Source organism: Komagataeibacter xylinus NBRC 15237, assembly GCF_001571345.1.
Taxonomy (GTDB): Bacteria; Pseudomonadota; Alphaproteobacteria; order Acetobacterales; family Acetobacteraceae; genus Komagataeibacter; species Komagataeibacter xylinus.
Genome location: NZ_BCTP01000004.1, coordinates 1 through 25,630, shown reverse-complemented (window position 1 = coordinate 25,630; position 25,630 = coordinate 1). Strand labels below are relative to the sequence as shown.

Sequence of the window (25,630 nt, the reverse complement as noted above, 5' to 3'; positions counted from 1 at the left end):
ACAGCCCGGAAAAATGCAAGGGAATGGCGAGCAGAAGCGCTACAATACCCCGCCTGGACGCATCAGTCCGGCTGGATCTGCATGATCACGGTACCATATCCGACCAACGCGCCAGCCTGCCCCGTCACCTCGACAACCGTGCCTGCAACGGGCGCTGGAACGGGCAATTGCATCCTGTCCAGCGTAAGGAGCGCTACAGTATCACCCTGTGCCACCTTCGCGCCCACCGGAGCAAAAGCGCTTTCGCGCTGCGGATGGGTCAGGCACAGATGACCAAAATACGGCGTTTTCACTGCCACCCATCCAGCCGTCACATCGGACTGCGCTGCGGGCGGGGCATGGGGGCAGGTTGCCGCAGGGGCCGCCCGCTCCACGCGGATGCGCAGTTTCAGCCCCGCCGCCTCATTGCACAGTTCCAGGCTTTCCAGCCCTGCCTGCGCAAGCCATGTCGCCATCTGGCCAATCTGTTCGGGCTCTGGCAGCCGATCAAAATGGGGCACCAGCGGTTCGGACCGGTTGCTCATGAGGCCGTCCTTTTTGCAAGCCAGCGTTCAAGGTAATGAATATCCACCCCGCCACGCGCAAATGCGGGGTCGGCCAACAGGTCCTGATGCAGGGCGATGTTGGTTGACACCCCTTCCACCTTCATTTCCGCCAGCGCCACGCGCATGCGCGCAATCGCCTGCTCACGGGTGGCGCCGTAACTGATGATCTTGCCGATCAGCGAGTCATAATAAGGCTGCACCGTGTAACCCGCCACGACATGCGTATCGACCCGGATACCCGGGCCACCGGGCAGATCCCAGCGCGTGATGGTGCCGGGCGAGGGCATGAAGGTGAACGGATCCTCGGCATTGAGGCGGCATTCAATGGCATGGCCCCGCAGCCCGATATCCGCCTGCACGATGCCGAGCTTCGCGCCTTGGGCAATGCGCAACTGCTCGGCCACGATGTCGATGCCCGTTGTCTCTTCCGTAATCGGGTGCTCGACCTGCACGCGGGTGTTCATCTCGATAAAGGCGAACACGCCGTCTTCATACAGGAACTCGAACGTGCCCGCGCCACGGTAGCCGATACGCCTGCACGCTTCGGCACAGCGCTCGCCAATTTCGGCAATGGTCTCGGGGGCTATGCCGGGGGCGGATGCTTCCTCCAGCACTTTCTGGTGGCGGCGCTGCAGCGAGCAGTCACGCGCGCCCAGCCATAGTGCCGTGCCATGCGTATCACACAGAACCTGAATTTCGATATGGCGCGGCTTCTGCATGAAGCGCTCAAGATACAGCGTCGGGTTGCCAAAGGCCTGCTCGGCTTCCTTGGCGGTCAGCGTTACGGCCCGTGCGAGGTCTTCCACGCGCTCGACCACGCGCATGCCACGCCCGCCGCCCCCGCCTGATGCCTTGACGATAACCGGAAAGCCCACCTCCAGCGCAATGGCCTTCACGGCATCCATATCGGCAGGCAGCGGCCCGTCCGAGCCGGGCACGCAGGGCACGCCCGCCTCGCGCATGGCGCGCTTGGCGGTAATCTTGTCGCCCATCATGCGGATGGACGCACCCGTAGGCCCGATGAAGGTCAGGCCCGCATCTTCCACCGCATCGGCAAAATCAGCATTTTCCGACAGGAAGCCGTAGCCGGGATGAATGGCCTGCGCCCCGGTCAGCCGGGCGGCGAGCAGCAGCCCGGCGGGGTCGAGATAGCTGCGGGCCGCGGCGGCAGGGCCAATGCACAGGGCCACATCGGCCTCGTGCACGTGGCGACTGTCGGCATCGGCTTCGGAATACACGGCCACCGTCTCCAGCCCGAGCTGGCGACAGGCGCGCTGGATGCGCAGTGCAATCTCGCCGCGATTGGCGATCAGCACCCGGTTGAAAGGGAGGGTCTCACTCATGCCAGCCGGAACAGGGGGGTGCCTGCCTCCACTTCGGTGCCGTCTTCCACCAGCACGGCGGCAATCTTGCCAGCCTGTGTGGCACGCACGGCGTTGAACACCTTCATTGCCTCGACCAGCCCCACTTCCTGCCCGGCCTGCACGTCCTGCCCCACCGTAACAAACGGCGGCGCCCCCGGCGCGGGCGAGAGATGAAACACGCCATAGGACGGGGCGGCGATGAGCGCCTCCTCCGCCACGGGTGCTGCGGTCGGCGCTGGCGGCGGCACGGCCGCTACGGGCGCGTGAGCCACCACGGCGGGCGGGGCGGATGGCGCACCATCAGGCTGCGCGCCGCCGCCACGGGTGATGCGGATACGGCAGCCGCCTTCCTCCACCTCCAGCTCCGCAACCGGAGCCGTGGCCAGCAGGTCGATCAGCCGCCTGACATGCGTGAGATCCACTGTCCTTACGCCGCGCCGGATGTCTTTTTGGCGAAGTTCAGCCCGCCCACGACCTGCATGGTCGGCAGCACTTCCATGAAGCTGACATTCATGCGCTGCGGCGACATGACGGCGAAGGCGACGGAGTTGGCGATATCCTCGGGCAGAAGGGATTCATATTCATCAAAGAAACGCTTCTTCGCCTCTTCCATGTTGCCGATCAGGCGGCCGAACACCTCGGTTTCGCAACGCGCGGGCGAGACTTCGGTCACGCGGATGCGGTGGCCGAACAGGTCGCAGCGCAACTGCTGCGAGAGCGAATGCACGCCCGCCTTGGTGGCATGATAGACCGTGTTGCCACCAGCAAAGGCATAATGCCCGGCAATGGAGGTGATGTTGACGATATGCCCGCGATCACGCTCGATCATGCCGGCCACCACCAGGCGGGTCAGTTGCAGCACCGCGCGCAGGTTCACATCCACCAGCGCATCGATATCCTCGGGCGTGGTGTTGGTGATGTTGCCCGTGCGCGACTGCCCGGCATTGTTGACCAGGATGTCGATCTCGAGCGTCTTGACCAGCGCCTCGATCCCGGCCTGGTCGGACACGCTGACGGCATGCACGACGCAGCCGGTTTCCTTCGACAACTGCTCCAGCCGGGCCGCGTCACGCGCCAGGGCATGAACCTCGATCCCTTCCTGCGCCAGGCGGCGCACGATCTGCGCGCCAATGCCAGAAGAGGCGCCAGTGACGAGGGCGGTACGGTACGGCTGGTTGCTCATGGTAAAAAAACCCGATCCTGGACAGAGAAACTAACACCACCCGGCCCCACAACGGATACCGGATGCTCAGCTATTGATTTTTATGCTAACGACCACGGGCAACAAGTGCCAAGAGCACTTCGTTCTCACGCCATAACATAATATGATGGCCCGGCTATCATGCTGAGCCATAAGATTATTCAATAGCCTCACAACCACAATTGCACTGGCCATCGTTACGTAAACGGTCATACTCTTGCGTTCGGCACTTCATGCCACGAAACCTATATTGTTACGGTTCAGGCTCAATAACCGGCGCCGTTGCAGGGACTGTGTATTTTGAACACGGATATAAAGAACGATGTGGCGCGCGATACGGCTGCGGCGCCTGCCATAAGCATGATCGGCACGCGCGCCATGCTGTTCGAGGCGCCCGGTGATTTCACCATGACCCACCAGCGCCGGGTCTGGGCGTTGATGGATGCAGCTCAGGCGCGGCCCGACGTGCTCGAACTCATTCCCGGCGTGACCAACCTCATGCTGATCTTTTCCGCCCCGCCCGAGCGCCCGCAGGCCGTGGCGGAGTGGCTGTGCCATGCCTGGAACACGCTGCCCGAGCGGCATATCGAGGGGCATCTGTTCGAGATCGGCGTGCGCTATGGCGGCGCGCTGGGCGAGGATCTTGAGGCGGTCTGCGCCCATTCGGGCCTGTCTGCGCAGGAGGTCATTTCCATCCATCACGGGAGCGAATATACGGTCTGCGCCATTGGCAGCGCGCCGGGCTTTGGCTACCTGCATGGACTTGACCCCCGCATCGCAACGCCGCGCAAGACCGTGCCATCGCTGAACATGCAGGCCGGGACCGTCATCATTGGCGGCATGCAGGCGGGCATTTCCGCGCTGACGGGGCCGAACGGGTGGAACTCCATCGGCTTTACCGACCTGCGCGTGTTCGATCCCGCCAAGCAGCCCCCTGCCCTGTTTGCCGTTGGCGATCGCATCCGCTTTTACCCCGAAAGCATAGAGCTGTGATTACGATCCTTGAAACATCCGCCCTGAACACGGTGCAGGATCTCGGCCGCCCCGGCTATCGTAACCTGGGCGTGGGTACCTCGGGCGCGATGGACACGCTCGCCCTTCAGGTCGGCAATATCCTGCTGGGCAACCAGATGGATGATGCCTGCATCGAACTGCAGACCTATCCCTTCGTGCTGCGCTTTGACACACCCGCCACGTTTGCGGTGACAGGCATCGATGCCCTGATCGAACTCGACGGGCGCACGGTCCTGCCCTGGATGGTCGAGACGGCGGCTGCGGGGCAGGTACTGCGCATCGGGCCGCCCAAGGCAGGCGCGCGCGGCTATATCTGCCTTGCAGGCGGCATTGAGGTGCCGGTCGTTCTGGGCTCGCGCAGCACTCAGCTACGTGGCAGCTTTGGCGGACTGGACGGCCGCCCGCTGGAGGCAGGCGACACGCTCGGGACCACGGGTACTGCGCTGGATGTAGCGGGCTACGGTGCCCTGCCCCCGGCCGCGGTGCTCGATACCATGGCGGGCGACAAGGATGCGAAGGTCATCAACCTGCGCGCGATGCCCGCAACCGACTACGCCCTGTTCACGCCCGAAGCCCAGAAGCGGCTATGGGAGACCCCATGGCGCATCACGCCGCAGAGCAATCGCGTGGGCTACCGCCTGTCGGGCGCCCCGCTTGAACTGCGCCACCGGGTTGAACTGCGCTCCTATGGCGTGATTGCGGGCATCGTGCAGGTTCCACCCGCGGGCGAGCCGATCGTGCAACTGGCTGACGCCAATACCGTGGGCGGCTACCCGCGCATCGCCACCGTGATCGAGGCCGATCTGTGGCGGCTGGCGCAGGCGCGCATCGGCATGCGTATCCGCCTGCATGAATGCAGCTTTGCCGAAGGTGTTGCCGCCATGCAGCCGGTCAACGCCTATCTTGACGACCTGCGCACGCTGGTTGCCCGTTACCGCTCATCCACCCGCTGCCGCGCTGGCATGAAATCTGGAGCCAAGGCATGAAGATCGACCTCAATTCCGACATGGGCGAAGGTTTTGGCCGCTGGCGCATCGCTGATGATGACGGGCTGATGGACACCGTCTCGTCAGCCAATATCGCCTGCGGCTTCCATGCCGGTGACTACGCCATCATGGACCGCACCGTGCGGCTGGCGAAGGAAAAGGGCGTGGGCATTGGCGCCCATCCCGGCCTGCCCGACCTGATGGGCTTTGGCCGCCGCAACATGGCCGTATCCGACGCGGATATGGAATCCATGATGTGCTACCAGATCGGCGCGCTGCAGGGCATTGCCGCCCGCCATGGCCACCGGGTCACGCATGTCAGCTACCATGCCGCCTTTGGCAACATGGCCAATGCGGATGAGGGCCTCGCCCTGCGCCTGACCCGTGCCATCGCAGCCCTTGACCGAAACCTGAGCGTGTTCTGCATGCCCGGCCAGGCGACCGAGCGCGCCGCCGAGAAGGCCGGCCTGCGGGCGCAGACCCTGTTCCTGGCCGATCGTGCCTATACAACCGCAGGCACGCTGGTGCCGCGTGGGCAGCCGGGCGCGGTCATTCATGATCTGGCGGGCGTGCGCGCACGTGTGAAGCAGTTCCTGGATGACGGATCGGTCACGACCATTGACGGCGCGCGCCTGCCGGTCAGCGCACAGTCCATTCTGGTGCACAGCGACACGCCCGGATCGCTGGAACTCGCCCGTGCCATCCGCGCGGAAATCGAGGCGAGCGGCGGCGTGCTGACCCCCGCCTGCCAGCTTTAGGGATCGGGGCCTCCCGCCTACCCATAAGAATTTTCTATCGCACCGCAACGAACGCCTATGACCCGGAATCCGCCCCCTGCGTTACGGTGTCGTAACATGAAGCGCGTGGGGGCATCTGGCAGCATTGATTGATGAAGCGCGCCGCCATCCCTGTCGTGCATTGAGGTACGGATAAAATGAAGCATGACCTGAAACGTGGTGCCCTTCTTCTGGCATCGGCAACATTTTTTACCGCTGCCCTCAATGCCCTGCAGAAACTGACCGGCTCCACGCTTCCTGCGCTCGAGATCATTTTCTTCCGGAACCTTTTTTCGCTGCCCTTCGTGCTGCTGATTGCCTCACGCTCCGGCATTGTCCTGAAAACACATCATTTTGGCGGTCATGTCCTGCGCTCGGTCGTGGGGCTGATCAGCATGATCATGGTCGTGATCACCGTGACCCGCCTGCCACTGGCCGAACAGCAGGTCCTGTCCTACACGCAGCCGTTGTTCCTGGTCCTGCTCTCGATCCCGCTGCTGCACGAGCGGCCCTCGCTCCAGCGCTGGGTTGCGGTCTCGATCGGGTTTTCGGGCGTGATCGTGGTGGCCCTTGGCAAGGGGCTGCTGCATGGCCACGGCGCAACGGGCGCTGCCGTGCCGAACTGGGCGTATTTCGTGGCCCTGGCGCAGGGGGCGGTCGGTGCGCTGACCACCATGCAGATCCGCCAGCTTTCGGCTACGGAATCCAGCACCACCATCGCCCTGTGGCAGGCCATTCTCATGACGGTCATGACCGCGCTGCCGCTGCCCTTCATCTGGACCACGCCCGGCCTGACTGAAGCGGGCTGCCTTGTTGCCGTGGGCGCCTTCGCCGGTATCGCGCAGGTGCTCCAGACCGAGGCCTTCGCCTCGGCGCAGGTCTCCGCCATTGGCCCGTTTGCCTATTCCGGGCTGCTCTGGGCCGCGCTGATCGGGTGGTTCGGGTTTGGCGAGATACCCGGCATCGCCATGGCCATTGGCGGGCTGCTGATCATTGGCTCCGGCGTGTGGATGCTGCGCAGTGACCGCCCCGCCAGGCAGAAAGTGGTGGCGGAAGGCACGATGGATGCGGCCACCGGCACCCCGCCCTGATCGCAGCACGTCCCCTCCCCTCTCTCGTAATTCATGGCACACCAGGAGTCCTACAGCGTGACAACAGGTGAAATGACCACCCACGCCCGAAGCAGGCGCGCAATTCCTGCCCGCTACGTGTTCTTCTTTCTTGTCTTCCTGATGTACGCCATCAGCTATGGCGACCGCGCGGCGCTCTCCATCGCCCTGCCCACGATGGGCAGGGAGTTTTCGCTGACACCGGTGCAGATGGGCTGGGTTTCGTCGAGTTTCCTGTGGTCGTATTTCCTGCTCAACCTGCCCTCGACCATCGTGCTCGACATGGTCGGCGCGCGCACTATTGGCAGCCTTGCCGTGGGCGTATGGTCATTTGCCATGCTGCTTGGCGGCATGGCGCAGAACATTACCCAGTTCCTGATGACCCGCGTGCTGCTTGGCGTGGGTGAGGCACCGACCTTTGGCGTGGGGGCCACGGTGGTGCGCAACTGGGCGCAGCCGCGCGAACGCGGATCGGTCATGACCATGCTGCTCACGGGCATGCAGCTTGGCCTGGCGGGCGGCACGATTGCGGGGGCGTATCTGATCACATTCTTCGGGTGGCGGTGCGAGTTCATGGCGCTTGGGGCCATAGGCATCGGCTGGGCGCTGGTGTGGTGGCTGGTGTACCGTAATCCGAAGGAAAAACCCGATGCCGCCCCGCGCAGGCCCATTACGGTGCGCGAGATCAGGAACCTGTTCCGCTCATCCTCCTTCCTGGGGATACTGGCGGTGCAGTGCACCCAGAACTACCTGAACTTTCTGGTCATGTCATGGATGCCGCTTTACCTGATCCATGAACTGCACATCAACACGACCGGCACGGGCAACAGCACCGCCCTGTGTTATCTGGCCGCGGCCATTGGCGCGGTGGTTATCGGGCGCGTTCTCGAACATCTGGTCTTTCGCAGGGGCATTCATCCGCCCAACCGGCGTTTTGTTGTTGCAACCTGCCTGCTCGGTGCCGCCACGATCGGGCTGCTGCCGTATTTTCACACCATGATGCCGATCCTGCTCGTGCTGTCTGGCGCGCTGGCCTGCCTGATGGCGGCCAATGGCGCCAGTACCGCGCTGCTGACCGACATGGTGGAAGACGGCGGCAAAATGGGCGCCGTAACGGGTGTGACCCTGACATGCAGCAACTCGCTGGGGCTGCTCTCGCCCATCCTGACCGGATATATCGTGTCATGGACCGGCAGCTTTGACATGGCATGGTATATATGCGCTGCCGCCCTGCTCGTAGCAGGCGGCCTGTCGCTTGCCATGGTGCGCGACCCGATCCGGATGGACGGGTAAGGAAAACACGCGGGCCTTCATAGGATTGTTGTATGGGGCCAGACGGTTTTCACCGCTATCTAACCTGTAGCGAAACGATCTACGATCGCTATGAACATCTAATATGCTGTTGCATTGAGTGAAATTGGAGAACGTGTCTGATGCCCGGGTTTGCTGATCGACTGAATGGAATTGGGATTTCGGCTTCGGCCGCGATGACCGACAAGGCATCGGCACTGAAGGCTGAAGGGTTGAAGATCATCAGCCTGTCATCGGGCGAGCCGGATTTTCCCACGCCCGCGCATGTGGTGGATGCAGCCTTTGCCGCAGCCCGAGCGGGTGATACCAAATACCCGCCGCAGGACGGCAAGCCCGCGCTGAAAAAGGCGGTCCAGACCAAGTTCCAGCGTGAAAACAACCTTGATTACGCCCTGAACGAAATTCTGGTGGCCAACGGCGCCAAGCAGATCATCTATGATGCCATGATGGCGACGATCAACCCCGGTGACGAGGTGGTCCTGCCCACGCCAAGCTGGATCAGCTACGCTGATATTGCCCGCCTTGCCGGGGCCTCCATCGTGTCCGTGCCCTGCCCGGCCGCAGGCGGCTTCCGCCTCTCGGCCGCGGCCCTTGAGGCTGCCATTACACCCAAAACCAAGTGGCTGGTGCTCAACTTCCCCGGTAACCCGACTGGCGCGTGCTGCCCGCGCGCGGACATGGAAGCCATTGCCGCCGTGCTGATGAAGCATCCGCAGGTCTGGATCATGACCGATGACATCTATGAGCACCTGATCTATGACGGCTTCACCTTCTGCACGATTGCCGAGGTCGAGCCGCGCCTGAAGGACCGGGTGCTGACCGTCAATGGCGTGTCAAAGGCCTATGCCATGACGGGCTGGCGCGTTGGCTATTGCGGTGGCCCGCGCGCGCTGATCGCTGCCATGAACAACATGCAGGGCCAGTCTACGAGCGGCATCAACACGCTGGCGCAGGCGGCTGCGGTCGCGGCGCTGAACGGCCCGCAGGACTTCCTCAAGGACCGCGCTGTCGAATATCAGGCCCGGCGCGACCTGGTGGTTTCCCTGCTCAACGCCATTCCCGGCGTGCAGTGCCATACGCCGCAGGGCGCGTTCTATGTCTATCCCGACATCAGTGGCTGCATGGGCAGGACTTCGGCCGGCGGACGCCTGATTGCAACCGATGCCGATTTTGTCATGACCCTGCTTGAAGAACAGCAGGTTGCCTCCGTGCAGGGCGCAGCCTACGGCATGAGCCCGTTCTTCCGCATTTCCTACGCCACCGACACCGATACCCTGCGCGAAGGCTGCCGCCGGATCGCAGCCTTTGTGGACGGGTTGAAGTAAGATCTGGTCCAGACCAGATAAAAACCGCATGAGCATGTGCAGTTTCGTATCGGTCACCTGATGTAATCAGAAGACCGATACCGTGCTCCATGCCATTCAATATTCCCGGCGTCAGTCTGCACGACCTGCCACACCCCGCCAGGTCTGCGTTCGCGCGGGCACATTGTCATTCCCGCATTCTGTCGCCAAAAGACTTGTTCAGGGTGTTGGCACTGTAATTCAAAACGGGTTCTTGTACAGACCGGAGGCACGCCACCATAAAGCTGTGGCGTGCCTCTTCCTGTCAGGCCGTATGGTTATTTCTTTTCAGCCTGAGCGGATGCTGGCTGTTCTCCGCACGCTTTGCGCATTGCGGGCATGATCTTGCGGGGCTGCCTGAACCATGTTTCCAGATCCTTTGGCGCCATGGGTTTGGCGAACAGATAGCCCTGCATGACATCACAATGCAGGCTTTCCAGAAGCGCGTATTGTGCCTCCGTCTCCACCCCTTCGGTCACGACGGTCATGCCCAGGCGGTTGCCGATGCCGATCACCGCCGTTGTCACCGCCTGCGCATTGGCGTCATGCTCAAGGTTCATGATGAAACTGCGGTCAATCTTGATTTCAGTCAGCGGCAGGCGGGTCAGACGCGACAGCGATGAGTAACCCGTGCCGAAATCATCCATGGACAGGCCAACATCCAGGGCACGAATGGCGTGCAATACGTCCATCGTATCCTTGTTTTCATCCATCATCACGCTTTCGGTAATTTCCACCGTAAGGCGCGCCGGGGCAATGCCGAAGCGGGTCAGCAGGTTCGAGATCATTTCGGGCAACTGACGCTTGCGGAAATGACCGGCTGACAGGTTGACCGATACCGCCGGGATCATGACCCCATCGCGGTCCCATGTCACGATCTGGCGGCAGGCTTCTTCCAGGCACCAGGCGCCGATCGCCTCGATCTGCCCGGTATCCTCGGCCACCGCAATGAACCGGGAGGGGAAAATATTGCCCAGATGCGGATGATGCCAGCGCGACAGGGCCTCCACGCCATAGAGCGCGCCCGTCTTGGCCTCGATCTGCGGCTGGTAATGCAGGTTGAGCAATCCCTTCGCCAGGGAATCACGCAGGGCGGAGCCAAGGACAAGGCGGTCCTGTGCCGCGGTATGGTCTTCTGGCGTCGCGACGCGGAATGTGCCGCGGGCATCTTTCTTGGCAAGGCGCATCGCGGCTTCGGCATGGCCGATCAGGGATTCACTGTCCGGCCCGTTTTCAGGGAACATGCTGATGCCCGCACTGATCGATGCCGTGATGAAGTTGCCACCGATTTCGATGGGTTCTTCCATGCCCTTGATCAGCCGCCCGGCAAATGCCGTAGCCGGGACTGCCTGTGTATCGGGCAATATGATGACAAACTCATCCCCGCCTGCGCGGCTGAGGATATAATGGCTCCGGCACAGGCTCTTGATCCGTGCCGCCACGGCCTTGAGAAAGTCATCGCCATTGGTGTGCCCGAGCGCATCGTTGATATCGCGAAAGCGGTCGAGGTTGAGCATCAGCACGGCGAAATGATTGTCACCCGGTTTGCCGACAAGGTTCCTGAGAATTTTATGGATGGCGGTCCGGTTCAGGAAGCCGGTCAGCGGGTCGTAATTGGCCAGTTGGGAAATATGGTGACGCGCTTCATACTGCTCGATCAGCACACTGCAGAAGGGAACGCAGCCCGCCACGATTTTCTGTGGCCAGTCGCTGATTGTGCTGGTGTTGCGTGAAAACAGCGCGAATATGCCCGATATCTTGCCATTGCTGGCCTTGATTGCGGAGGCCCAGCAATCATGCAGCCCCAGCGACACGCCGAGCGAGCGATAACTTTCCCATACAACGGTGGCCGCCTCGTCAAGGTCATTGGACAGGGCCATGATGTCCGCATCGGAAAGTGTTACGTTTTCGAGTGCTGCGGCATAGCGCCGTGGCAGGCCCGGGCCTGACAGGACATGAAGCCGGTGGTCCTCATCGATCAGGACAAGGATGGCGACCGTATTGGGAATGAAATTTTCCACCTCCCGACACACAAGGTCAGCCACATCCTGGATCTGCATTTCGGTTGAGAGGGACTGGAACACCGTATTCTGCAGGTCCAGCAGTTTCTTGCGATGGTTTTCTTCCGTTACCGCCTTGATGGAGGCAAGATAGTATCTGCTGCCTTTCGGGCCGACCCTGCTTGAAGAGAGCGTCAGTTCCCCGGTGATGTAGTCACCGTGCCTGTTCTCGAAGATGATTTCGCGCGATGTGCCGACCGTGGCGTCGAGACCGGTCGCGCGGTGGCTGGCGGCGGGGGCATCGTGTTCATGGCAGGCAAAATCGGGGATCAGCATCCGCACGTTCTGGCCACGCACTTCATCCTGCGCGTAACCCCAGAGTTTTTCCGCCCCTTTATTGAAAAAGAGGACGTCATTGCGGTCGTCAGTCACAATGATCGCTTCGGTCGCGTCAGTCAGCAGGGTCAGGGCGGCATCACCCGTTAATACGGGCTTTGGGGAGGACGAGGTAAGGAGCAACTTGTTCATGATGATAGGCCACAGTTCAGAATTTGACAGGCAGGCTGCGTGCCTGCACGGAATTGAAAAGGCATGCGGGGGCGCTGTGGCATCAGGCCGGCTGCAGCCCCAGTGCTTGCGGGCAGGCGGGGCGACCGATCAGGAACCCCTGCCCCGCCACGCAGCCCTCGCCACGGAGCACTTCAAGCTGCCGGGGCGTTTCGATCCCTTCCGCCAGCACGGCAATGTTCATGGTGCGGCCGAGGACCAGCACCGAACGGACAATGGCTGCCGCATCGGAATTGGTTTCGATCCCCTGCATGAAGCTGCCATCAAGCTTGATGCGGTCGAACGGGAAGGAGCGCAGCGTATCAATGGACGAATAACCCGTGCCGAAGTCATCCAGTGCAATGCCAACGCCGAGTTCCTTGATCCGGCGCACGATTTCAAGCGCGCGCTGCTTGTCCTCGATGATGGATGTTTCCGTTAATTCCAGTTCGAGGCGGTCGGGAGACAGGCCGGTGTCTTCAAGCGTTTCCTTGACCAGACGATACAGATCAGGATGAAAGAACTGCACCGGAGACAGGTTGACCGCCAGCTTGCACGCAACATCCCACTTTGCCGCCTGTGCGCAGGCCGTCTGCAATACCCATTCACCGAGCGGGATGATGAGACCGTTCTCCTCGGCGACGGGAATGAACAGGGCTGGCGGCACGTCTCCACGTTCGGGGCTGTTCCAGCGCAGCAGGGCCTCGTAGCCAAAGACCTCACCCGTCGCAATGGCGGTCTGCACCTGGTAGTGCAGGCTCAGTTCGCCTTTTTCCATTGCCGTTTTCAGGTCCGCCGCCAGCGCGCGCGCTTCGCGGACCGTTTCATCCATGACAGGCTCGTAATAGGCCACGGTGCGCAACGGGTCCGCCTTGGCGCGATACATGGCGAGGTCAGCGCGGGTTACAAGCGTTTCCTTGTCGGTGGCATCCTTGGGGAACAGGGCCAGCCCCACGCTGCCACCGGTCGTGACTTCGTAGTCCTCGATCGGGATGGGCAGGTTGATGGCTTCCTCGATGCGGGCGACAAAGGCATTGAGTTCATCGGGGTCGCTCGTCAGGTGGACTGCTGCGAATTCATCCCCGCCCAGACGGGCCACGAACTCGCCCTCGCCCAGCATCTCGGTAAAACGGTTGGCAATGGTGATCAGCACGACATCGCCCGCGGCATGCCCGCGCACATCGTTGATTTCCTTGAACTTGTTAAGATCAATCCCGATCAGTGCAAACTGCGTGCCCTGGGCTTTCGCATCCTCGATCACCTGATCGAGGTGATCACCGAAGCTGACGCGGTTGGGGAGCGATGTCAGGGCATCATGCAACGCCATCTGCCGCATGCGCTCATAGGATTCCGCGCGCGTTGCATCATCAATTGAAAAACTGTTGCCGCCCGTAGCCACGAGCAAAAGGGTCGTAATGGCCAGCGCAACACCCAGCACGACAGGCGCATTGCCAGTTGCCATAAGCTCGGCGGACATCATGTGCGTGCGCATGGCGGACACGCCGACAAAATGCAGCCCCGCGATTGCCGCAACGAACAGCACCGTGGCCAGGATTTCACGATGCCGGTTCCCGCTACGCAGCAGGCATTGCAGGGACAGCGTGCCAAAAACGGTGCCCAGAAACAGGGAGAGCGCGATTGTTGGCAGGCTCCAGGCCATATGCTCGCCAAATTCCACGGCATACATGCCGGAATAATGCATGGCCGCAATAGCCAGGCCGAGCACGGCGCCGCCAAGTGCTGGCCCCATCCGGCTCCTGCTGGTGGTGGCGATGACGGTTGCCGACAGCACGCCCGCGGCGGCAACGATAAACGAAAACAGCGTAAGCGGAATATTCAGCAGGCCCGCAACGCCCGGCATATATGCCAGCAGTGCCAGAAAGTGGGTGCACCATATGGTTGTGGCCCCTGCGGCCGCGCATTGCAGGTACCATGAATGATTCTGCCGCCCTGGGGTCGCGGCAATACGCGCCATGATGCGGACAGTGATCCACGAACCCGCGATACACACGATGAGGGCAGAAATAAGGAGGGGCATGTTGGAATCCATCATTATTTTAAACAATTGCAACACGGCATTATTCCATCGGGGAGCACATGGTTAAGTATAGATACCGCCTGCGTGGCGGCATAAATCCTCGTCACATCAGATGGTATTTATTTGCTTAGTTGATATATTATTGATTATTTTTATTAGTTTATATTTATATAGCTGGTCTTTTTTATCATTTATATCACATATCCTTAGATATAAATAAATTGTTGTACGTGATCTGCCTCTTTCCGATCGCCGATCAGGACCATTCCATACAAATCAACAAAAAGTGATATGTTATTTATTCGGTAAGGTATAATTAGTTTAATTGATTTTAGATTGCGTGTTTTTTATTGTTACATAATCAGGCAACTATCCGGATTTCCTTTGTTTTCCGGTATATTTCCCACACCTTTCCCGCCCTGCCAAAAGGGCATGGCAGCATGCTGCCGCCAAAACTGACTGACATCATCAACAGTTTTTTTAATATGCTTTTTGGGGGCAGATGGGCCTGCATACCCCCAGGGTCATACCGATTCACGATATTCCTGAGCGACATGACGTGCCTGATTCGTACCATCCAGGCAGAATATGACTGCCTGCATGCCATCACGGCAAAACCTATGATCAGGGCTACCCTACAAAAAGCGACATGACAACAAAAATATGTCCGCAATTCATGTTTTTTCAGGTATTATTTCCTATCTGGAAAATGCGCCCTGATCTTCTGCCTGATAATCCATGAAGGAAATTTCTGGATTGCAGCCACCGCCGCGACTGCGGCCGCCCTACTCCTGCCCCGTCCTGTTTCCCATAGCGGCCTGGCGCACCATCAGCCCAACGACCAGCAGGAACGCAAGGAACATGAAGCTGCTGCTCACGCTCAGGCTGGCGCTGATGGCACCTTTATAGGCCTGCGTTACCTCTCCATGCGTTGCGGGGGAGAGTGTCTGGATCGCGGCCATGCCTTTTTCCAGGAATGCGGGCACGTCAATTTTTTCTGGCAGCACCTTCAGGCGGTTCTGCAGGGTCAGCGCCATCACGCCGCCCGAGAGGGCCACGCCAAGCGAGCCGCCGAGCGAGCGGATGAAAGACATCATGGCCGTGGCGATACCGAGTGAACCCGTTGGCACGGCATTCTGGATCATGACTGTTGCATTGGGCATGCCAATTCCCATGCCCACGCCGAGACATCCGAGGCTGAGCAGGAAGAACAGGGCAGGCGCGCCATGATGGGCACAGAGCGCGATCAGGGTAAGCGCCGTGAATTCGATGCCCACACCGATGGAAAGCAGAAGCGTGTAGCGTTGCGTGCGGGACGAAACATAGCCACCCAGCACCGAACTGATCATCATCGTGCCGACCTGCGGCAACATCATCAGGCCAGATGCCGCCGGTGTCTCACCAAGCACAAGCTGGTAATAAAGGGGCAGGAAGATCATCGACCCCATCATGGCAAAAGACATGATGCCGGTTGCGGCGACACATATGGAAAAGGTCGGGATACGCAGCAGGTCAAGACTGATGAGCGGCTCAGGCGCCCGTCGCTCCTGCCAGATGAACGCCACGAACACGAGCGTCGCGCCCCCGAGCAGCAGAAATGTGAGCGGCGATGTCCATGCCAGGGTCGTGCCGAGGGCATTGAACAACAGCAGGAAGCCAGCCGTGGCAATGCTCAGGAGGGCCGCGCCGGGATAGTCGATGCGCGGCCTCGCCTCGACCCGGCCAGCAGGCAGGCTCAGCATGATCAGCCCGAATGCGAGAAGCCCGATCGGCAGATTGACCCAAAAGACCCATCGCCAGGACAGCGCACCTGTCAGCACACCGCCCAGAAATGGCCCCGCGACACTGCTGACCGCAAAGGCTCCGGTAAACAGCCCCTGATAGCGGCCCCGTTGCCGGGGCGATACCATATCGCCGATCACCGTCTGCGATAGTGTCATCAGGCCACCTGCGCCCACGCCCTGAAGGCCACGGAACACGATAAGCTGCCCCATGCCCTGCGCAATGCCGCATAGCAGCGAGGCACCGAGAAACGAGCCGATGCTGAACGCCAGCAACGGCCGCCTGCCGAACATGTCGGACAATTTGCCATACATTGGCGTGGCGATTGTGGAGGTGAGCATGAACGCCGTAACGACCCAGGACATATGCGCCAGGCCGCCAAGGTCGCTGACAATCGTGGGCAGTGCGGTCGAGACGATGCTCTGGTCGAGCGCGCCCATGATCATGGTCAGGATAAGGCCGATGAAAACAAGCCGGCGTGTCGAAGGGCTATAGGCAGAGGCCGTCTCTGCCACGGAAGATGACTGCACGAAAAAATCCCGTAATGAGAAAAATGAGTCCGGAAACGATCAGGATATAAATAAAGTTGCACAGAGTCCGATACAATTTATAACTCCATCAGGAGCGATAATTCTGCATCAGGCTACCAGAAGCCTGTAGGGGTGCTCCTTGCAGACCATGAAGCCCCTCCCGACACTTAAAGCGCATTATTGCCCAATAATGCCAGCGCAGGCTTCCATCAGTTCGAACCCGTTCTGCACGGCGGCTCCATATGTGGTGTTGTCATAGATCGTCCAGACCTCGGTGCCGCGTGTGGCAAGGGCTGCAACGACTTTTGCGTGGGCCTCAATGGCTTCGTGCGTATAACGTGACTTATAGATGTCAGGCGTGCCATGCAGCCGGAAATAGGCCAGCCCGCTCCAGCCCCCCGGTTGTGCCGCAGGCGCCGGACGGGCCGGGTCCGCCGCAACGCGTGATATCTGTAGTTCCGTCAGCATATGGTCTATCGCTGGCCGGAACCAGCTTTCATGTCTGGGTTCTACCACGATGGCCCCGGCCAGCCTTGCCCGCAGATCGTGAAAGAAACGCACGGCCAGATCACCGGGATAGGCAAGACTGGGGGGAAACTGAACCAGGACAGGGCCGCGTTTTTCGCCAAGGCCATCCGTTTCCTCGGCAAACCGGTCGATCAGCGCCTGGCAGTCAACCAGACGGCGTTCATGCGTCATGGTTCGGGGCAATTTTACCGAGAAGCGGAACGCAGGCGGCACGCTGGCAGCCCAGCGCATGTAAGTCGTGCGCCGATGGGGGCGATAGAAGCTGGAATTGATTTCAACTGTTGAAAAATAAGCGGCATACCGTTCAAGTTGCGTGCCGGTAACGGGTAACTGCAACACTTTAGCCATCGCGGAAAAAGCCGACCAGCCCGCGATACCGACACGAATGGACATGATCACTTCCTTCGCCATAAAGGCAATAACGGGCTAACATAACCCACTACCCGTTGCGTGCCGGCATGTAACGGGCGTGATGCACCCTGCGCACGGATCAGGACATTTCTGCGCCTGAAACATGCGAGGGATCACGCGACAATCCACTAACGTGGCAGCATCCCGGGCTTCGGGCAACCTGACAGCAACATGCGTATTACAGCAGCCGACGCACATTTTTCACTACGTCATGGCGGACGCGCTCGGCAAGGGAAGACGGCAGCAGATCGAAGCCATGCACCGCGTTTGCATAGACGACGAGGTCCGTCGGCACGGCCGCCTGCCACAGGCGATGGGCAAAGGCCACATCTTCATCACGAAACAGGTCCAGCGCGCCGGTGACAATAAATGTTGCAGGCAAACCGGACAGACCACGCATGAAGGCGGGCGACAGATAGCCAAATCGCGGGTCATCAGCCGCCAGGTCGCCCCGCACGGCAGACCATGCATGCTGGTTCTGGGCGCGCGTCCATACAAATTCCCCTGTCATCGGGTCATCAGCAGGCGCATCCGCCCCACCTGTGCGCAGGTCCAGCATCGGGTAGATCAGGACCTGTGCGCGCAATCTGATTTTGCCACGATCGCGGGCCAGAAGGGCCGTGGCAGCCGCCAGGCATCCCCCTCCACTATCGCCCATGACCGTGATGCGGTCAGGGTCGACACCCAGCATGGCGGCCTGCTCCTGCAACCACACAAGGGCGGCATAGACATCTTCCAGTCCACCGGGAAAAGGTGTCTCGGGTGCAAGCCGGTAATCGACCGAGATGATCAGGGCATCCGTTTGCGATGCCAGCCGGTCGAGCATACCGGCCTGCATGTCGGGTGTGCCAGCAATCATGCCGCCACCATGAACATAGAGAATGACAGGCAGCGCGCCCTGGACAGTCGGAGGGCGGAACATGATGACACGAACATCAGGCGCGCCGTCCGGCCCCGGGATCGATCGGGCCTCATAATCGACCGATCCGGACTTCAGGAGCGCCGTTGTCCCCTCGACCAGATCGCGGCGGAATGCCCTCAGATCGCCCTGCCCGGGGCCAAACGATGGAAACAGAGCCACCCTGTCACGCTGCTCCATATCGACCAAACCAAGGGTAGTCATAGGGAAAATGCTCCATTTCTCTTACCAGTCAAGGCGATCATAAAGAGCCATTGCCCGGAACGACAGTGACCCTTACAACAAATTGAATTGTCCGGATTTTTGTAAATTTACATCCTGATTTGAAATACAGGAACGCCGCTCTATCAGGCGGCACTTAATATCGCGTTCCAATTCCATTCTCGCACCCGCCCTGGCCTGCGTGCTTTATATTTGGGGCAACCATATGATCCGGCACACACCCAAAAGAACGGGACGCACCATTATTGCCATATTTTGCCAATAGCCCTTGAACCCAGCGCACAGATAAACATCACCATCACACCCAGCGGAACCAGCCACGTAAAGGCGATCGTCGCACCATAAGGGTGCCACAACATCATGAGGCCACAGACGGTCACGACGGTCACGACGGTCACGACAAAAGCAGGCAGAACCTCCCGCGTGAGCGCGTGCCTGCTGAACATGGCAAACACAAAGGCCCCCAGCATCGCCCCGTACGAACACGACGCAACCGACAGCCCGAACACAACCGCAGGCCCATGACACCGGGCAAATGCCAGCGCGGCACATACCAGCACCACAGCCCATAGCAGGGTCACCACGCGGGCGAATGCCAGCGCCGACAGGCCCATACACCGCGCCAGTGCCCGGCAGGGTGCCGCAAAATCCAGCACTGTCGCGCTGGTCATGGCATTGAGCGTGGCGGACAGGGAGCCCATGGTCGCACTCAGCAGCCCTGCAATCAGCAACCCGGCAAGCCCCGGCGGCAGGTCATGCACGATAAAGGCAGGGAACAGCGCATCCGATGTCTGAAGCCCCATTGCAGCCAGCGGTTTTTCATCATTGCGCGCCCAGAGCAGCATGCCCACGAGCGACAGCATGGCAAACAGGCATCCAACCATGACGCCACTGCCAACCAGCGCCTTTCTGGCATCATACAGGTTGCGGGCGGCCAGAACGCGCTGGACCAGAAGCTGATCCGTGCCATGCGATGCCATGGCCATGATCGCCCCTCCGATCATGGCCGCGCAGGGGGTATAAGGATCAAGGAAAAATTGGGCCGATTTGTGAAACAGGTGGAACCTGTTGGAGTGGCGCAGCGCATGAATCTGCATGTCTGTCGCCTGATGGTACAGCAGCCCCATGCAGGCCGCCGTTCCCACGGCATAGACAGCAAGCTGTATGGCATCGGACCACACCACGGCCCGCAGCCCGCCAAACATCGTGTAAAACAGCGTAAGGCCGGTAATGAGCAGCATGATCGCCCATTGTGGCAGGGGCAGGTGCATGGATGCCAGAATGGCTGCGACCGGCAACATGCCCGCAAACAGCCTGATGCCCTCCGCCAGCACGCGCATGACCAGAAACGTGGCGGATACGGTACGCTCCATCGCTGGCCCGAACCGCTGGCCCAGATATTGATAGACGCTGCTGACCTGCCCGGAAAAATAACGCGGCAGAAACAGCCATGCGACCAGTGCGCGGCCAATGACATACCCCACCGCCAGCCCCACAAACACCATGCCGCTGCCATAAGCGATGCCGGGTATGCTGATGATGGTAAGGGTCGAGGTTTCCGTTGCGACAAGTGACAGGCAGATAACCCACCACGGCAGGTTATGGCCGCCACCTATATAGGTGGAAACACTGTCCTGCCGCCCCGACAGGGCGAATGCGATGAATGGCAGGGTCAGGCAATAGATGCAGATAATCGCGATATCGATTGCGGACATACCGGTTCCATCGGGTCAGAAAGGCCAATCATATGACTGGATGAATACCATATGAAAGCCAGAAATACCCGGCCCGGGGCCAGGGCCTGACCGGCAGCGCCCGCCGCCACGCCCGGCTGCATCAAGGCGGGTCGTTGTCATGGTGGGGGAAGATGGTATTGTTCGTGCATCAGGCATCTGGCATGCCGTCTTTTAACGGACCCTTTGCTCATGCATGTTTTCCCGGCCGCTCCCTGGCTGAAGCGCCGCCATATCCTGATGCTGGCCGGTGGCGCAACCGTTACGGCATGCGCGCCCCATGCACGCGGCGCCCACAACGCCACCCCGGACATGAGCGGCGTGGACCGCAGGCTGCAACAGGCCGTGGCCGCGGGCGAAGCACCGGGCGTTGTCTGCGCCATCGGCCACGGGCAGCAGATCGTGCATCGGGCCGTATATGGCAGGCGCGCCCTCACTCCCGCGGCCGAACCCATGACGTGGGATACGGTATTCGACATGGCATCCCTGACCAAGGCGGTCATAACCGCGCCCTGCGTCATGCAGTTGTGGGAACAGGGGCGCTTCGGGCTTGATGACCCTGTCTCGCGCTACCTGCCGCAATTCGCGGCGACCGGTAAATCCACCATTACCATCCGGCACCTGCTGACCCATTATTCCGGCCTGCCGCCCGATCTGGACCTCGAGCACCCATGGCAGGGGCGCGAGGCCGCCTTCCGTCTGGCCATGGGGGTCGCGCCGTCACAGCCACCGGGCCGGGGCTTCATCTATAGCGACATCAATTTCATCACGCTTGGGTTTGTGGTGGAAAAACTCTCGGGCATGACGCTCGATGCCTATGCCACGCGCTTCATCCTCACCCCGCTGGGCATGCGGCAGTCGCGTTTCCTGCCACCCCAAACATGGCAGCCACGCATTGCCCCCACCCAGCCGGATGAAAACGGTCATATGCTGCGCGGGCAGGTGCATGACCCATCTGCCCGCCGCATGGGGGGCGTGGCCGGGCATGCGGGCCTGTTTTCCAACGCGGATGACATGTGCCTGTATGCACAGGCCCTGCTCGACCGGCGTGCGGGCAGGCCATCGGCCTACCCGCTGCAATCCAAGACCCTCATGCTCATGACAACCGCACAGCAGCCAGGAGGAAAATCCGACCTGCGCGGACTGGGATGGGATATTTCCACGCATTATTCCTCCGTCCGTGGAGACAGTTTTCCCGTAGGTTCCTTCGGGCATACCGGCTTTACCGGCACATCGCTCTGGCTTGACCCCGGCAGTGACAGCTATGTGCTGATCCTGACCAGCCGCCTGCACCCCGCGGGCCGTGGCAATGTCGTGCGCCTGCGGCACGATGTGGCCACCGCCGCAGCCCTTGCCCTCCTCCCGCCGCAGGGCTGACCCCTTCCCTATCCCCCCGGAGTTTACGGTACATGACCCCGAACAGCAGCGCCCCCGTGTTGCCCATCGCCACAGAAGGACAGGACCCACGTTACGCTGATGTAGATGTGTGGCCCGTTGTGTCCGTGCTGGAGGCGCTGGTGGAATCACAGATGAGCGCCATTGCCGCCGTGCGGGCCGCGACGCCGGAACTCGAACGCGCCATCAACGCAGCCCTGCCGCGCCTGCTGGCGGGGGGGCGGCTGTTCTATGTCGGCGCGGGCACATCGGGGCGGATCGGCATGCAGGATGGGGTGGAACTACTCCCCACCTTCGGCTGGGCGCCCGAACGGCTCGTGCTGCTTCTGGCCGGTGGGAATGATGCCCTCCATCAGGCAGCGGAAGGGGCAGAAGACCGCGAAGACGTGGCGCGGACAGACATCCTTGCCCATAACCCCGGTCCCGATGACGTGGTGCTGGGCATCGCGGCAAGCGGCTCCACCCCCTATACCTGCGCTGCGGTTGCGGCCGCGCGCGCGGCGGGCAGCCTGAGCATTGGCATTGCCTGCAATCAGGGCAGCAGGCTCACGGATGTTGCGGAACTGGGCATTACGGTGGTGACGGGGCCGGAAGTCATTTCCGGCTCCACCCGGCTCAAGGCGGGCACGGCGCAGAAAGCAGCTCTCAATCTGATTTCCACCACGCTCATGGTTCGTATGGGCCATGCCTATCGGGGGCAGATGGTGGATATGCGGGTGGTCAACGCCAAGCTGCGCCAGCGGGCCTGCCGCATGGTGCGCAACCTGAGCGGCAGCACCGAGCAGCAGGCCCTGGGCGCGCTCGAGGCCACGCGGTTCAATGTCAAACGTGCTGTCATGCTCTGTGCCGGCATTCCCGCCAGCCAGATCGAACCCCTACTTGTGGCGCATGATGGCAACCTGCGTGCGATCCTTGGGCAGGCTCCTGTGCCAGGGCAAAGGTAGCCTGACACCAAAAATAGCTTTTACCGCGATTCTGCCTCCCATGGCGCAAACTGGCGGGGCGGGCATATCTGATCGGGCCGGACCATTGAAAGACGCGCCTTCGTGCCCGATGGCCGGAACCGGGCGCTACATTCTTATTCTACCGTGCCGACCTTTATGATGTCATGGCGGCACTCAGGACTGCGACAAGGACAGGAATGAATCGCATGCTCACGGTTATCGGCCTGATGAGCGGCACATCACTCGATGGGGTGGATGCCGCAGTCATCCGCACGGATGGCGAACGGATTGAGGGATTCGGGCCGGATCTGAGCCTGCCCTACCCGGCTGCACTGCGCCATCGTGCCCGGAAAATTCTGGACGAAGCCCCTGCCCTTTCCCCACGGGACCCGGAACTGAAGGCCGTAGAGCACGAGATAACCCGGCACCATGTTGACGCGGTGCGGCAGTTGCAGGTTCTTGTGCCAGATGTCGACCTGATCGGGTTTCATGGCCAGACCATCCTGCATGACCCCGCGCACCGTCGTACATGGCAGATCGGGGATGCGCAGCTTCTATCACGCGCAACGGGGCTGGCTGTCATCCACGATTTCCGCAGTGCTGACGTCGCGGCCGGTGGCGAAGGCGCGCCGCTGGTCCCCTGGTTTCACGCGGCCCTGTTGCAGGGTGCGCCCGGACCGGTCGCCGTGCTGAATATCGGAGGGGTCGCGAATATCACCCTGATTGAGGCGGACGGCACGATCCATGCCTGTGATACGGGGCCGGGCAATGCCCTGCTTGATGACTGGGCCTTGCGCCATACCGGCACGGCATGTGACGTGGATGGAAAACTGGCGGCGATGGGCACGGTCAACCAGACAGTTTTGGAAGACCTGCTGGCCGACCCCTATTTCGCCCGCCCTGCCCCGAAATCGCTGGACCGCCAGACCTTCGCCGCAGCACTCGACCGGGTCGCGGGCTGCACGCCGGCGGATGGAGCGGCCACGCTTGCCGCTTTTAGCGTTGAAGCCATTCGGCGCACGCCCCTGCCCTCTCAGCCGACGCACTGGTATGTCTGTGGTGGGGGGCGGCATAATCCTGTTCTGATGCACGCAATGCAGGCAGCGCTCGGCGCTGCGGTCGAACCGGTGGATAGCCTTGGCTGGAACGGAGACGCGCTGGAGGCGCAATGTTTCGGTTTTCTTGCCGCACGCAGCGTGCGCGGCCTGCCGCTGTCGGCGCCAACCATTACAGGCGGCCCTGACAACCTGCCCGGCGGCCGCCTGACCTGCGCGGGCCTTATGCCCGTACCCTCATGGATATGTAAAACCGGAGACGCTGAGGGAGCTTGAGCGAGGCATGGCTAGGCGGAGCAGCCAGTCAGCCATCTGCCCGGCCCGGTTGACGGCCTTTTCCTGTTCGAGAGCATTGACTAGGTCGACCGTTGATCAGAAGCGCGCAGCATTCTGTACATGTCATCCAGAAACATTAAATATATACTAAATTAACAACAATTGTGCGATTAAATATCTATTCAAACCAAAATTATACATAAACGAAATAAAATTACCCTGGAAAAGATATATTTTTATAACATGTATGATGAAATATATGAATTTCATAATACTGTAATATTAATGTCATGTAATTATCACGAGACACCCAAAAACCCAAAACATAGGGTATGCGGCGTCGTCCATTCGCCACACAAACGGGGTGTATCATGAGGAATTATTCCACATGAAAAAAAATAAGATTCTCCTTCTTACAACTTGTATAAGTTCCTTGTTTTTTCAGCATGCCCATGCTGCCAGTGCCCAGCAGAAAAATCCTGCGGCTGGACATGTCGACCAGCATGCCAAACCCTCCACATCGACATCCACGGCAAATGACAGCAAGGATTCCATAGCGGCAACAAAGGCGGAATCAATCATCGTCATGGGCGCGGGCGCAGCCCGTGAAACACAGTCGCTGTCTCACCTCGCCCTGCAGGAAGTCGCCCCCGGCACGAGCCCCCTCAAAACACTGTCCAAGCTGCCTGGCGTCATGTTTACTTCATCCGATCCGCTGGGGTCGTATGAATGGTCGCAGCAGATCATCATCCGTGGATTTGACCAGAGCCGCCTTGGCTTCACCATGGATGGCATCCCGCTTGGCAATCTGGCTTATGGTAACGACAACGGCCTTTCCATCGGTCGTGCGCTGCAGACCGAAAACAACGGACCTGCCAGCCTGGCGCAGGGTGCGGGTTCGGTTGGCGTGGCGGCATCCAATGACCTTGGTGGTGCACTGGAATTCACATCCATTGACCCGAGCAAAAAATTCGGTGCCGATGTGGCGGGCACCGTGGGGTCATATGGCACATGGCGTACTTTCGGGCGCATCAATTCCGGCACCCTGCCCGGTGGTGGACGGCTTTATGTCTCCTACGACTATCAGGATGCCAACAAGTGGAAGGGTGATGGTATCCAGCAACAGCAGCAGGCAAACGCCAAATTCATCCAGCCGCTGGGTGATAAGGTCAAGCTGACCCTTTTTGGTGACTATAGCCAGCGCGCGGAAAACGATTATCAGGATCTCTCGCTACAGATGATCCAGACAAAAGGCTATAACGTCGATAATATTACAAACAACTATGCCCTGGCCAAGCAGATCGCCACGGCGTACCAGAACGGCAAGCCCTTCCCCGCGGGCATAGCCAACCAGGACCAGTCCTATTACAACTCTGCCGGGCTGCGCCAGGACGTGCTGGGTTATGGCAAATTCGATTTCAATATTACCGACCACCTGAAGGGTTTTGCCACCGTATACGGCCATACCAATACGGGTGAAGGCATTTACGCCACGCCATATACGCCAACACCTGCCTCCCTCGGTGGCTCCCCGCTTTCCGTCCGCACCACGGAATATGACATTCACCGTGAAGGGTTTATCGGCAGCCTGTCCTACCAGAT

Annotated in this window: 20 protein-coding genes and 1 pseudogene; 10 read left to right on the top strand and 11 right to left on the bottom strand. The window is 60.5% G+C overall.

Features of this window, described 5'->3' with window-relative positions:
- Window positions 1-62 precede the first annotated feature (62 nt).
- From GXY01S_RS02550 to GXY01S_RS02535, 4 genes are read right to left on the bottom strand one after another with little or no spacing between them, the layout of a single operon-like run.
- Window positions 63-524, bottom strand: a complete 462-nt coding sequence (locus GXY01S_RS02550; RefSeq protein ID WP_061271825.1) for an acetyl-CoA carboxylase biotin carboxyl carrier protein — start codon at window positions 522-524, stop codon at window positions 63-65.
- On the bottom strand, window positions 521-1,888 hold the full coding sequence (gene accC, locus GXY01S_RS02545) for an acetyl-CoA carboxylase biotin carboxylase subunit (RefSeq protein WP_061271824.1): 1,368 nt from the start codon (window positions 1,886-1,888) through the stop codon (window positions 521-523). The genes GXY01S_RS02550 and accC overlap by 4 nt, the downstream gene beginning before the upstream one ends.
- Entirely contained in the window at window positions 1,885-2,331 is a 447-nt protein-coding gene (locus GXY01S_RS02540; protein ID WP_061271823.1) for an acetyl-CoA carboxylase biotin carboxyl carrier protein, read from the bottom strand. Before GXY01S_RS02540 ends, accC begins: the two co-directional genes overlap by 4 nt.
- Window positions 2,332-2,336: 5 nt before the next feature.
- Window positions 2,337-3,092 carry an SDR family oxidoreductase gene (locus GXY01S_RS02535; RefSeq protein WP_061271822.1) on the bottom strand — a complete coding sequence of 252 codons (756 nt, stop codon included), beginning with the start codon at window positions 3,090-3,092 and terminating at the stop codon, window positions 2,337-2,339.
- 378 nt (window positions 3,093-3,470) lie between these two features.
- On the opposite strand from GXY01S_RS02535, the gene pxpB reads away from it, so the two are divergent.
- From pxpB to GXY01S_RS02505, 6 genes are all read left to right on the top strand, one after another.
- Window positions 3,471-4,103, top strand: coding sequence for a 5-oxoprolinase subunit PxpB (pxpB, locus tag GXY01S_RS02530; RefSeq protein ID WP_082770692.1), 633 nt, complete (start codon window positions 3,471-3,473; stop codon window positions 4,101-4,103).
- Entirely contained in the window at window positions 4,100-5,110 is a 1,011-nt protein-coding gene (locus GXY01S_RS02525; protein ID WP_061271821.1) for a 5-oxoprolinase subunit C family protein, read from the top strand. Before pxpB ends, GXY01S_RS02525 begins: the two co-directional genes overlap by 4 nt.
- The gene (locus GXY01S_RS02520; protein WP_061271820.1) at window positions 5,107-5,868 is read left to right on the top strand and encodes a LamB/YcsF family protein; all 762 of its coding nucleotides are present in this window, start codon (window positions 5,107-5,109) and stop codon (window positions 5,866-5,868) included. Before GXY01S_RS02525 ends, GXY01S_RS02520 begins: the two co-directional genes overlap by 4 nt.
- Window positions 5,869-6,044: 176 nt before the next feature.
- Window positions 6,045-6,977 (top strand): DMT family transporter, encoded by a 933-nt coding sequence (locus tag GXY01S_RS02515; protein ID WP_061271819.1) that lies wholly within the window; start codon window positions 6,045-6,047, stop codon window positions 6,975-6,977.
- Window positions 6,978-7,049: 72 nt separating this feature from the next.
- Window positions 7,050-8,288, top strand: coding sequence for an MFS transporter (locus tag GXY01S_RS02510; RefSeq protein ID WP_061271818.1), 1,239 nt, complete (start codon window positions 7,050-7,052; stop codon window positions 8,286-8,288).
- Window positions 8,289-8,428: 140 nt separating this feature from the next.
- Window positions 8,429-9,631, top strand: coding sequence for a pyridoxal phosphate-dependent aminotransferase (locus tag GXY01S_RS02505; RefSeq protein ID WP_061271817.1), 1,203 nt, complete (start codon window positions 8,429-8,431; stop codon window positions 9,629-9,631).
- Between the two features lie 296 nt (window positions 9,632-9,927).
- Here GXY01S_RS02505 and GXY01S_RS02500 read toward each other — a convergent pair whose 3' ends face one another.
- The 6 genes from GXY01S_RS02500 to GXY01S_RS02470 form a co-directional block, all read right to left on the bottom strand.
- Entirely contained in the window at window positions 9,928-12,177 is a 2,250-nt protein-coding gene (locus GXY01S_RS02500) for an EAL domain-containing protein (protein WP_061271816.1), read from the bottom strand.
- Window positions 12,178-12,259: 82 nt separating this feature from the next.
- Window positions 12,260-14,233: a putative bifunctional diguanylate cyclase/phosphodiesterase gene (locus GXY01S_RS02495; RefSeq protein ID WP_242501273.1), complete on the bottom strand. Its 1,974-nt coding sequence runs from the start codon at window positions 14,231-14,233 to the stop codon at window positions 12,260-12,262.
- A gap of 785 nt (window positions 14,234-15,018) precedes the next feature.
- Window positions 15,019-16,545 carry an MDR family MFS transporter gene (locus GXY01S_RS02485; RefSeq protein ID WP_061271814.1) on the bottom strand — a complete coding sequence of 509 codons (1,527 nt, stop codon included), beginning with the start codon at window positions 16,543-16,545 and terminating at the stop codon, window positions 15,019-15,021.
- 177 nt (window positions 16,546-16,722) lie between these two features.
- The gene (locus GXY01S_RS02480) at window positions 16,723-17,466 is read right to left on the bottom strand and encodes a DUF72 domain-containing protein (protein ID WP_061271906.1); all 744 of its coding nucleotides are present in this window, start codon (window positions 17,464-17,466) and stop codon (window positions 16,723-16,725) included.
- Window positions 17,467-17,662: 196 nt separating this feature from the next.
- A complete protein-coding gene (locus GXY01S_RS02475; protein WP_061271813.1) occupies window positions 17,663-18,607 on the bottom strand; it encodes an alpha/beta hydrolase in 945 nt (314 codons plus the stop codon).
- 260 nt (window positions 18,608-18,867) lie between these two features.
- Window positions 18,868-20,340: a sodium:solute symporter gene (locus GXY01S_RS02470; RefSeq protein ID WP_061271812.1), complete on the bottom strand. Its 1,473-nt coding sequence runs from the start codon at window positions 20,338-20,340 to the stop codon at window positions 18,868-18,870.
- A gap of 210 nt (window positions 20,341-20,550) precedes the next feature.
- Between GXY01S_RS02470 and GXY01S_RS02465 the strand changes: the two genes are divergently transcribed.
- The 3 genes from GXY01S_RS02465 (at window position 20,551) to GXY01S_RS02455 (ending at window position 24,028) form a co-directional block, all read left to right on the top strand.
- Complete coding sequence (locus tag GXY01S_RS02465) at window positions 20,551-21,735, top strand: serine hydrolase domain-containing protein (RefSeq protein ID WP_061271811.1); 1,185 nt, start codon at window positions 20,551-20,553, stop codon at window positions 21,733-21,735.
- Between the two features lie 32 nt (window positions 21,736-21,767).
- Entirely contained in the window at window positions 21,768-22,697 is a 930-nt protein-coding gene (locus GXY01S_RS02460; RefSeq protein WP_061271810.1) for an N-acetylmuramic acid 6-phosphate etherase, read from the top strand.
- Window positions 22,698-22,894: 197 nt separating this feature from the next.
- Window positions 22,895-24,028 carry an anhydro-N-acetylmuramic acid kinase gene (locus GXY01S_RS02455; protein WP_061271809.1) on the top strand — a complete coding sequence of 378 codons (1,134 nt, stop codon included), beginning with the start codon at window positions 22,895-22,897 and terminating at the stop codon, window positions 24,026-24,028.
- 12 nt (window positions 24,029-24,040) lie between these two features.
- On the opposite strand, the pseudogene GXY01S_RS18720 reads toward GXY01S_RS02455, so the two are convergent.
- Window positions 24,041-24,124, bottom strand: a pseudogene (locus GXY01S_RS18720) (ATP-binding protein); the annotation flags it as partial.
- Window positions 24,125-24,461: 337 nt separating this feature from the next.
- Here GXY01S_RS18720 and GXY01S_RS02450 point away from each other — a divergent pair.
- Window positions 24,462-25,630: TonB-dependent receptor plug domain-containing protein (locus GXY01S_RS02450; RefSeq protein WP_156470284.1), on the top strand; the 1,169-nt coding region annotated here is incomplete at its 3' end.

What these genes read in the sequence shown, in the direction of transcription:
- GXY01S_RS02550 (WP_061271825.1), bottom strand. Translation starts at nt 524, where the DNA reads ATGAGCAACCGGTCCGAACCGCTGGTGCCCCATTTTGATCGGCTGCCA.
- accC (WP_061271824.1), bottom strand. Translation starts at nt 1,888, where the DNA reads ATGAGTGAGACCCTCCCTTTCAACCGGGTGCTGATCGCCAATCGCGGC.
- GXY01S_RS02535 (WP_061271822.1), bottom strand. Translation starts at nt 3,092, where the DNA reads ATGAGCAACCAGCCGTACCGTACCGCCCTCGTCACTGGCGCCTCTTCT.
- pxpB (WP_082770692.1), top strand. Translation starts at nt 3,471, where the DNA reads ATGATCGGCACGCGCGCCATGCTGTTCGAGGCGCCCGGTGATTTCACC.
- GXY01S_RS02520 (WP_061271820.1), top strand. Translation starts at nt 5,107, where the DNA reads ATGAAGATCGACCTCAATTCCGACATGGGCGAAGGTTTTGGCCGCTGG.
- GXY01S_RS02515 (WP_061271819.1), top strand. Translation starts at nt 6,045, where the DNA reads ATGAAGCATGACCTGAAACGTGGTGCCCTTCTTCTGGCATCGGCAACA.
- GXY01S_RS02510 (WP_061271818.1), top strand. Translation starts at nt 7,050, where the DNA reads ATGACCACCCACGCCCGAAGCAGGCGCGCAATTCCTGCCCGCTACGTG.
- GXY01S_RS02505 (WP_061271817.1), top strand. Translation starts at nt 8,429, where the DNA reads ATGCCCGGGTTTGCTGATCGACTGAATGGAATTGGGATTTCGGCTTCG.
- GXY01S_RS02500 (WP_061271816.1), bottom strand. Translation starts at nt 12,177, where the DNA reads ATGAACAAGTTGCTCCTTACCTCGTCCTCCCCAAAGCCCGTATTAACG.
- GXY01S_RS02495 (WP_242501273.1), bottom strand. Translation starts at nt 14,233, where the DNA reads ATGCCCCTCCTTATTTCTGCCCTCATCGTGTGTATCGCGGGTTCGTGG.
- GXY01S_RS02480 (WP_061271906.1), bottom strand. Translation starts at nt 17,466, where the DNA reads ATGTCCATTCGTGTCGGTATCGCGGGCTGGTCGGCTTTTTCCGCGATG.
- GXY01S_RS02475 (WP_061271813.1), bottom strand. Translation starts at nt 18,607, where the DNA reads ATGACTACCCTTGGTTTGGTCGATATGGAGCAGCGTGACAGGGTGGCT.
- GXY01S_RS02470 (WP_061271812.1), bottom strand. Translation starts at nt 20,340, where the DNA reads ATGTCCGCAATCGATATCGCGATTATCTGCATCTATTGCCTGACCCTG.
- GXY01S_RS02465 (WP_061271811.1), top strand. Translation starts at nt 20,551, where the DNA reads ATGCATGTTTTCCCGGCCGCTCCCTGGCTGAAGCGCCGCCATATCCTG.
- GXY01S_RS02460 (WP_061271810.1), top strand. Translation starts at nt 21,768, where the DNA reads ATGACCCCGAACAGCAGCGCCCCCGTGTTGCCCATCGCCACAGAAGGA.
- GXY01S_RS02455 (WP_061271809.1), top strand. Translation starts at nt 22,895, where the DNA reads ATGAATCGCATGCTCACGGTTATCGGCCTGATGAGCGGCACATCACTC.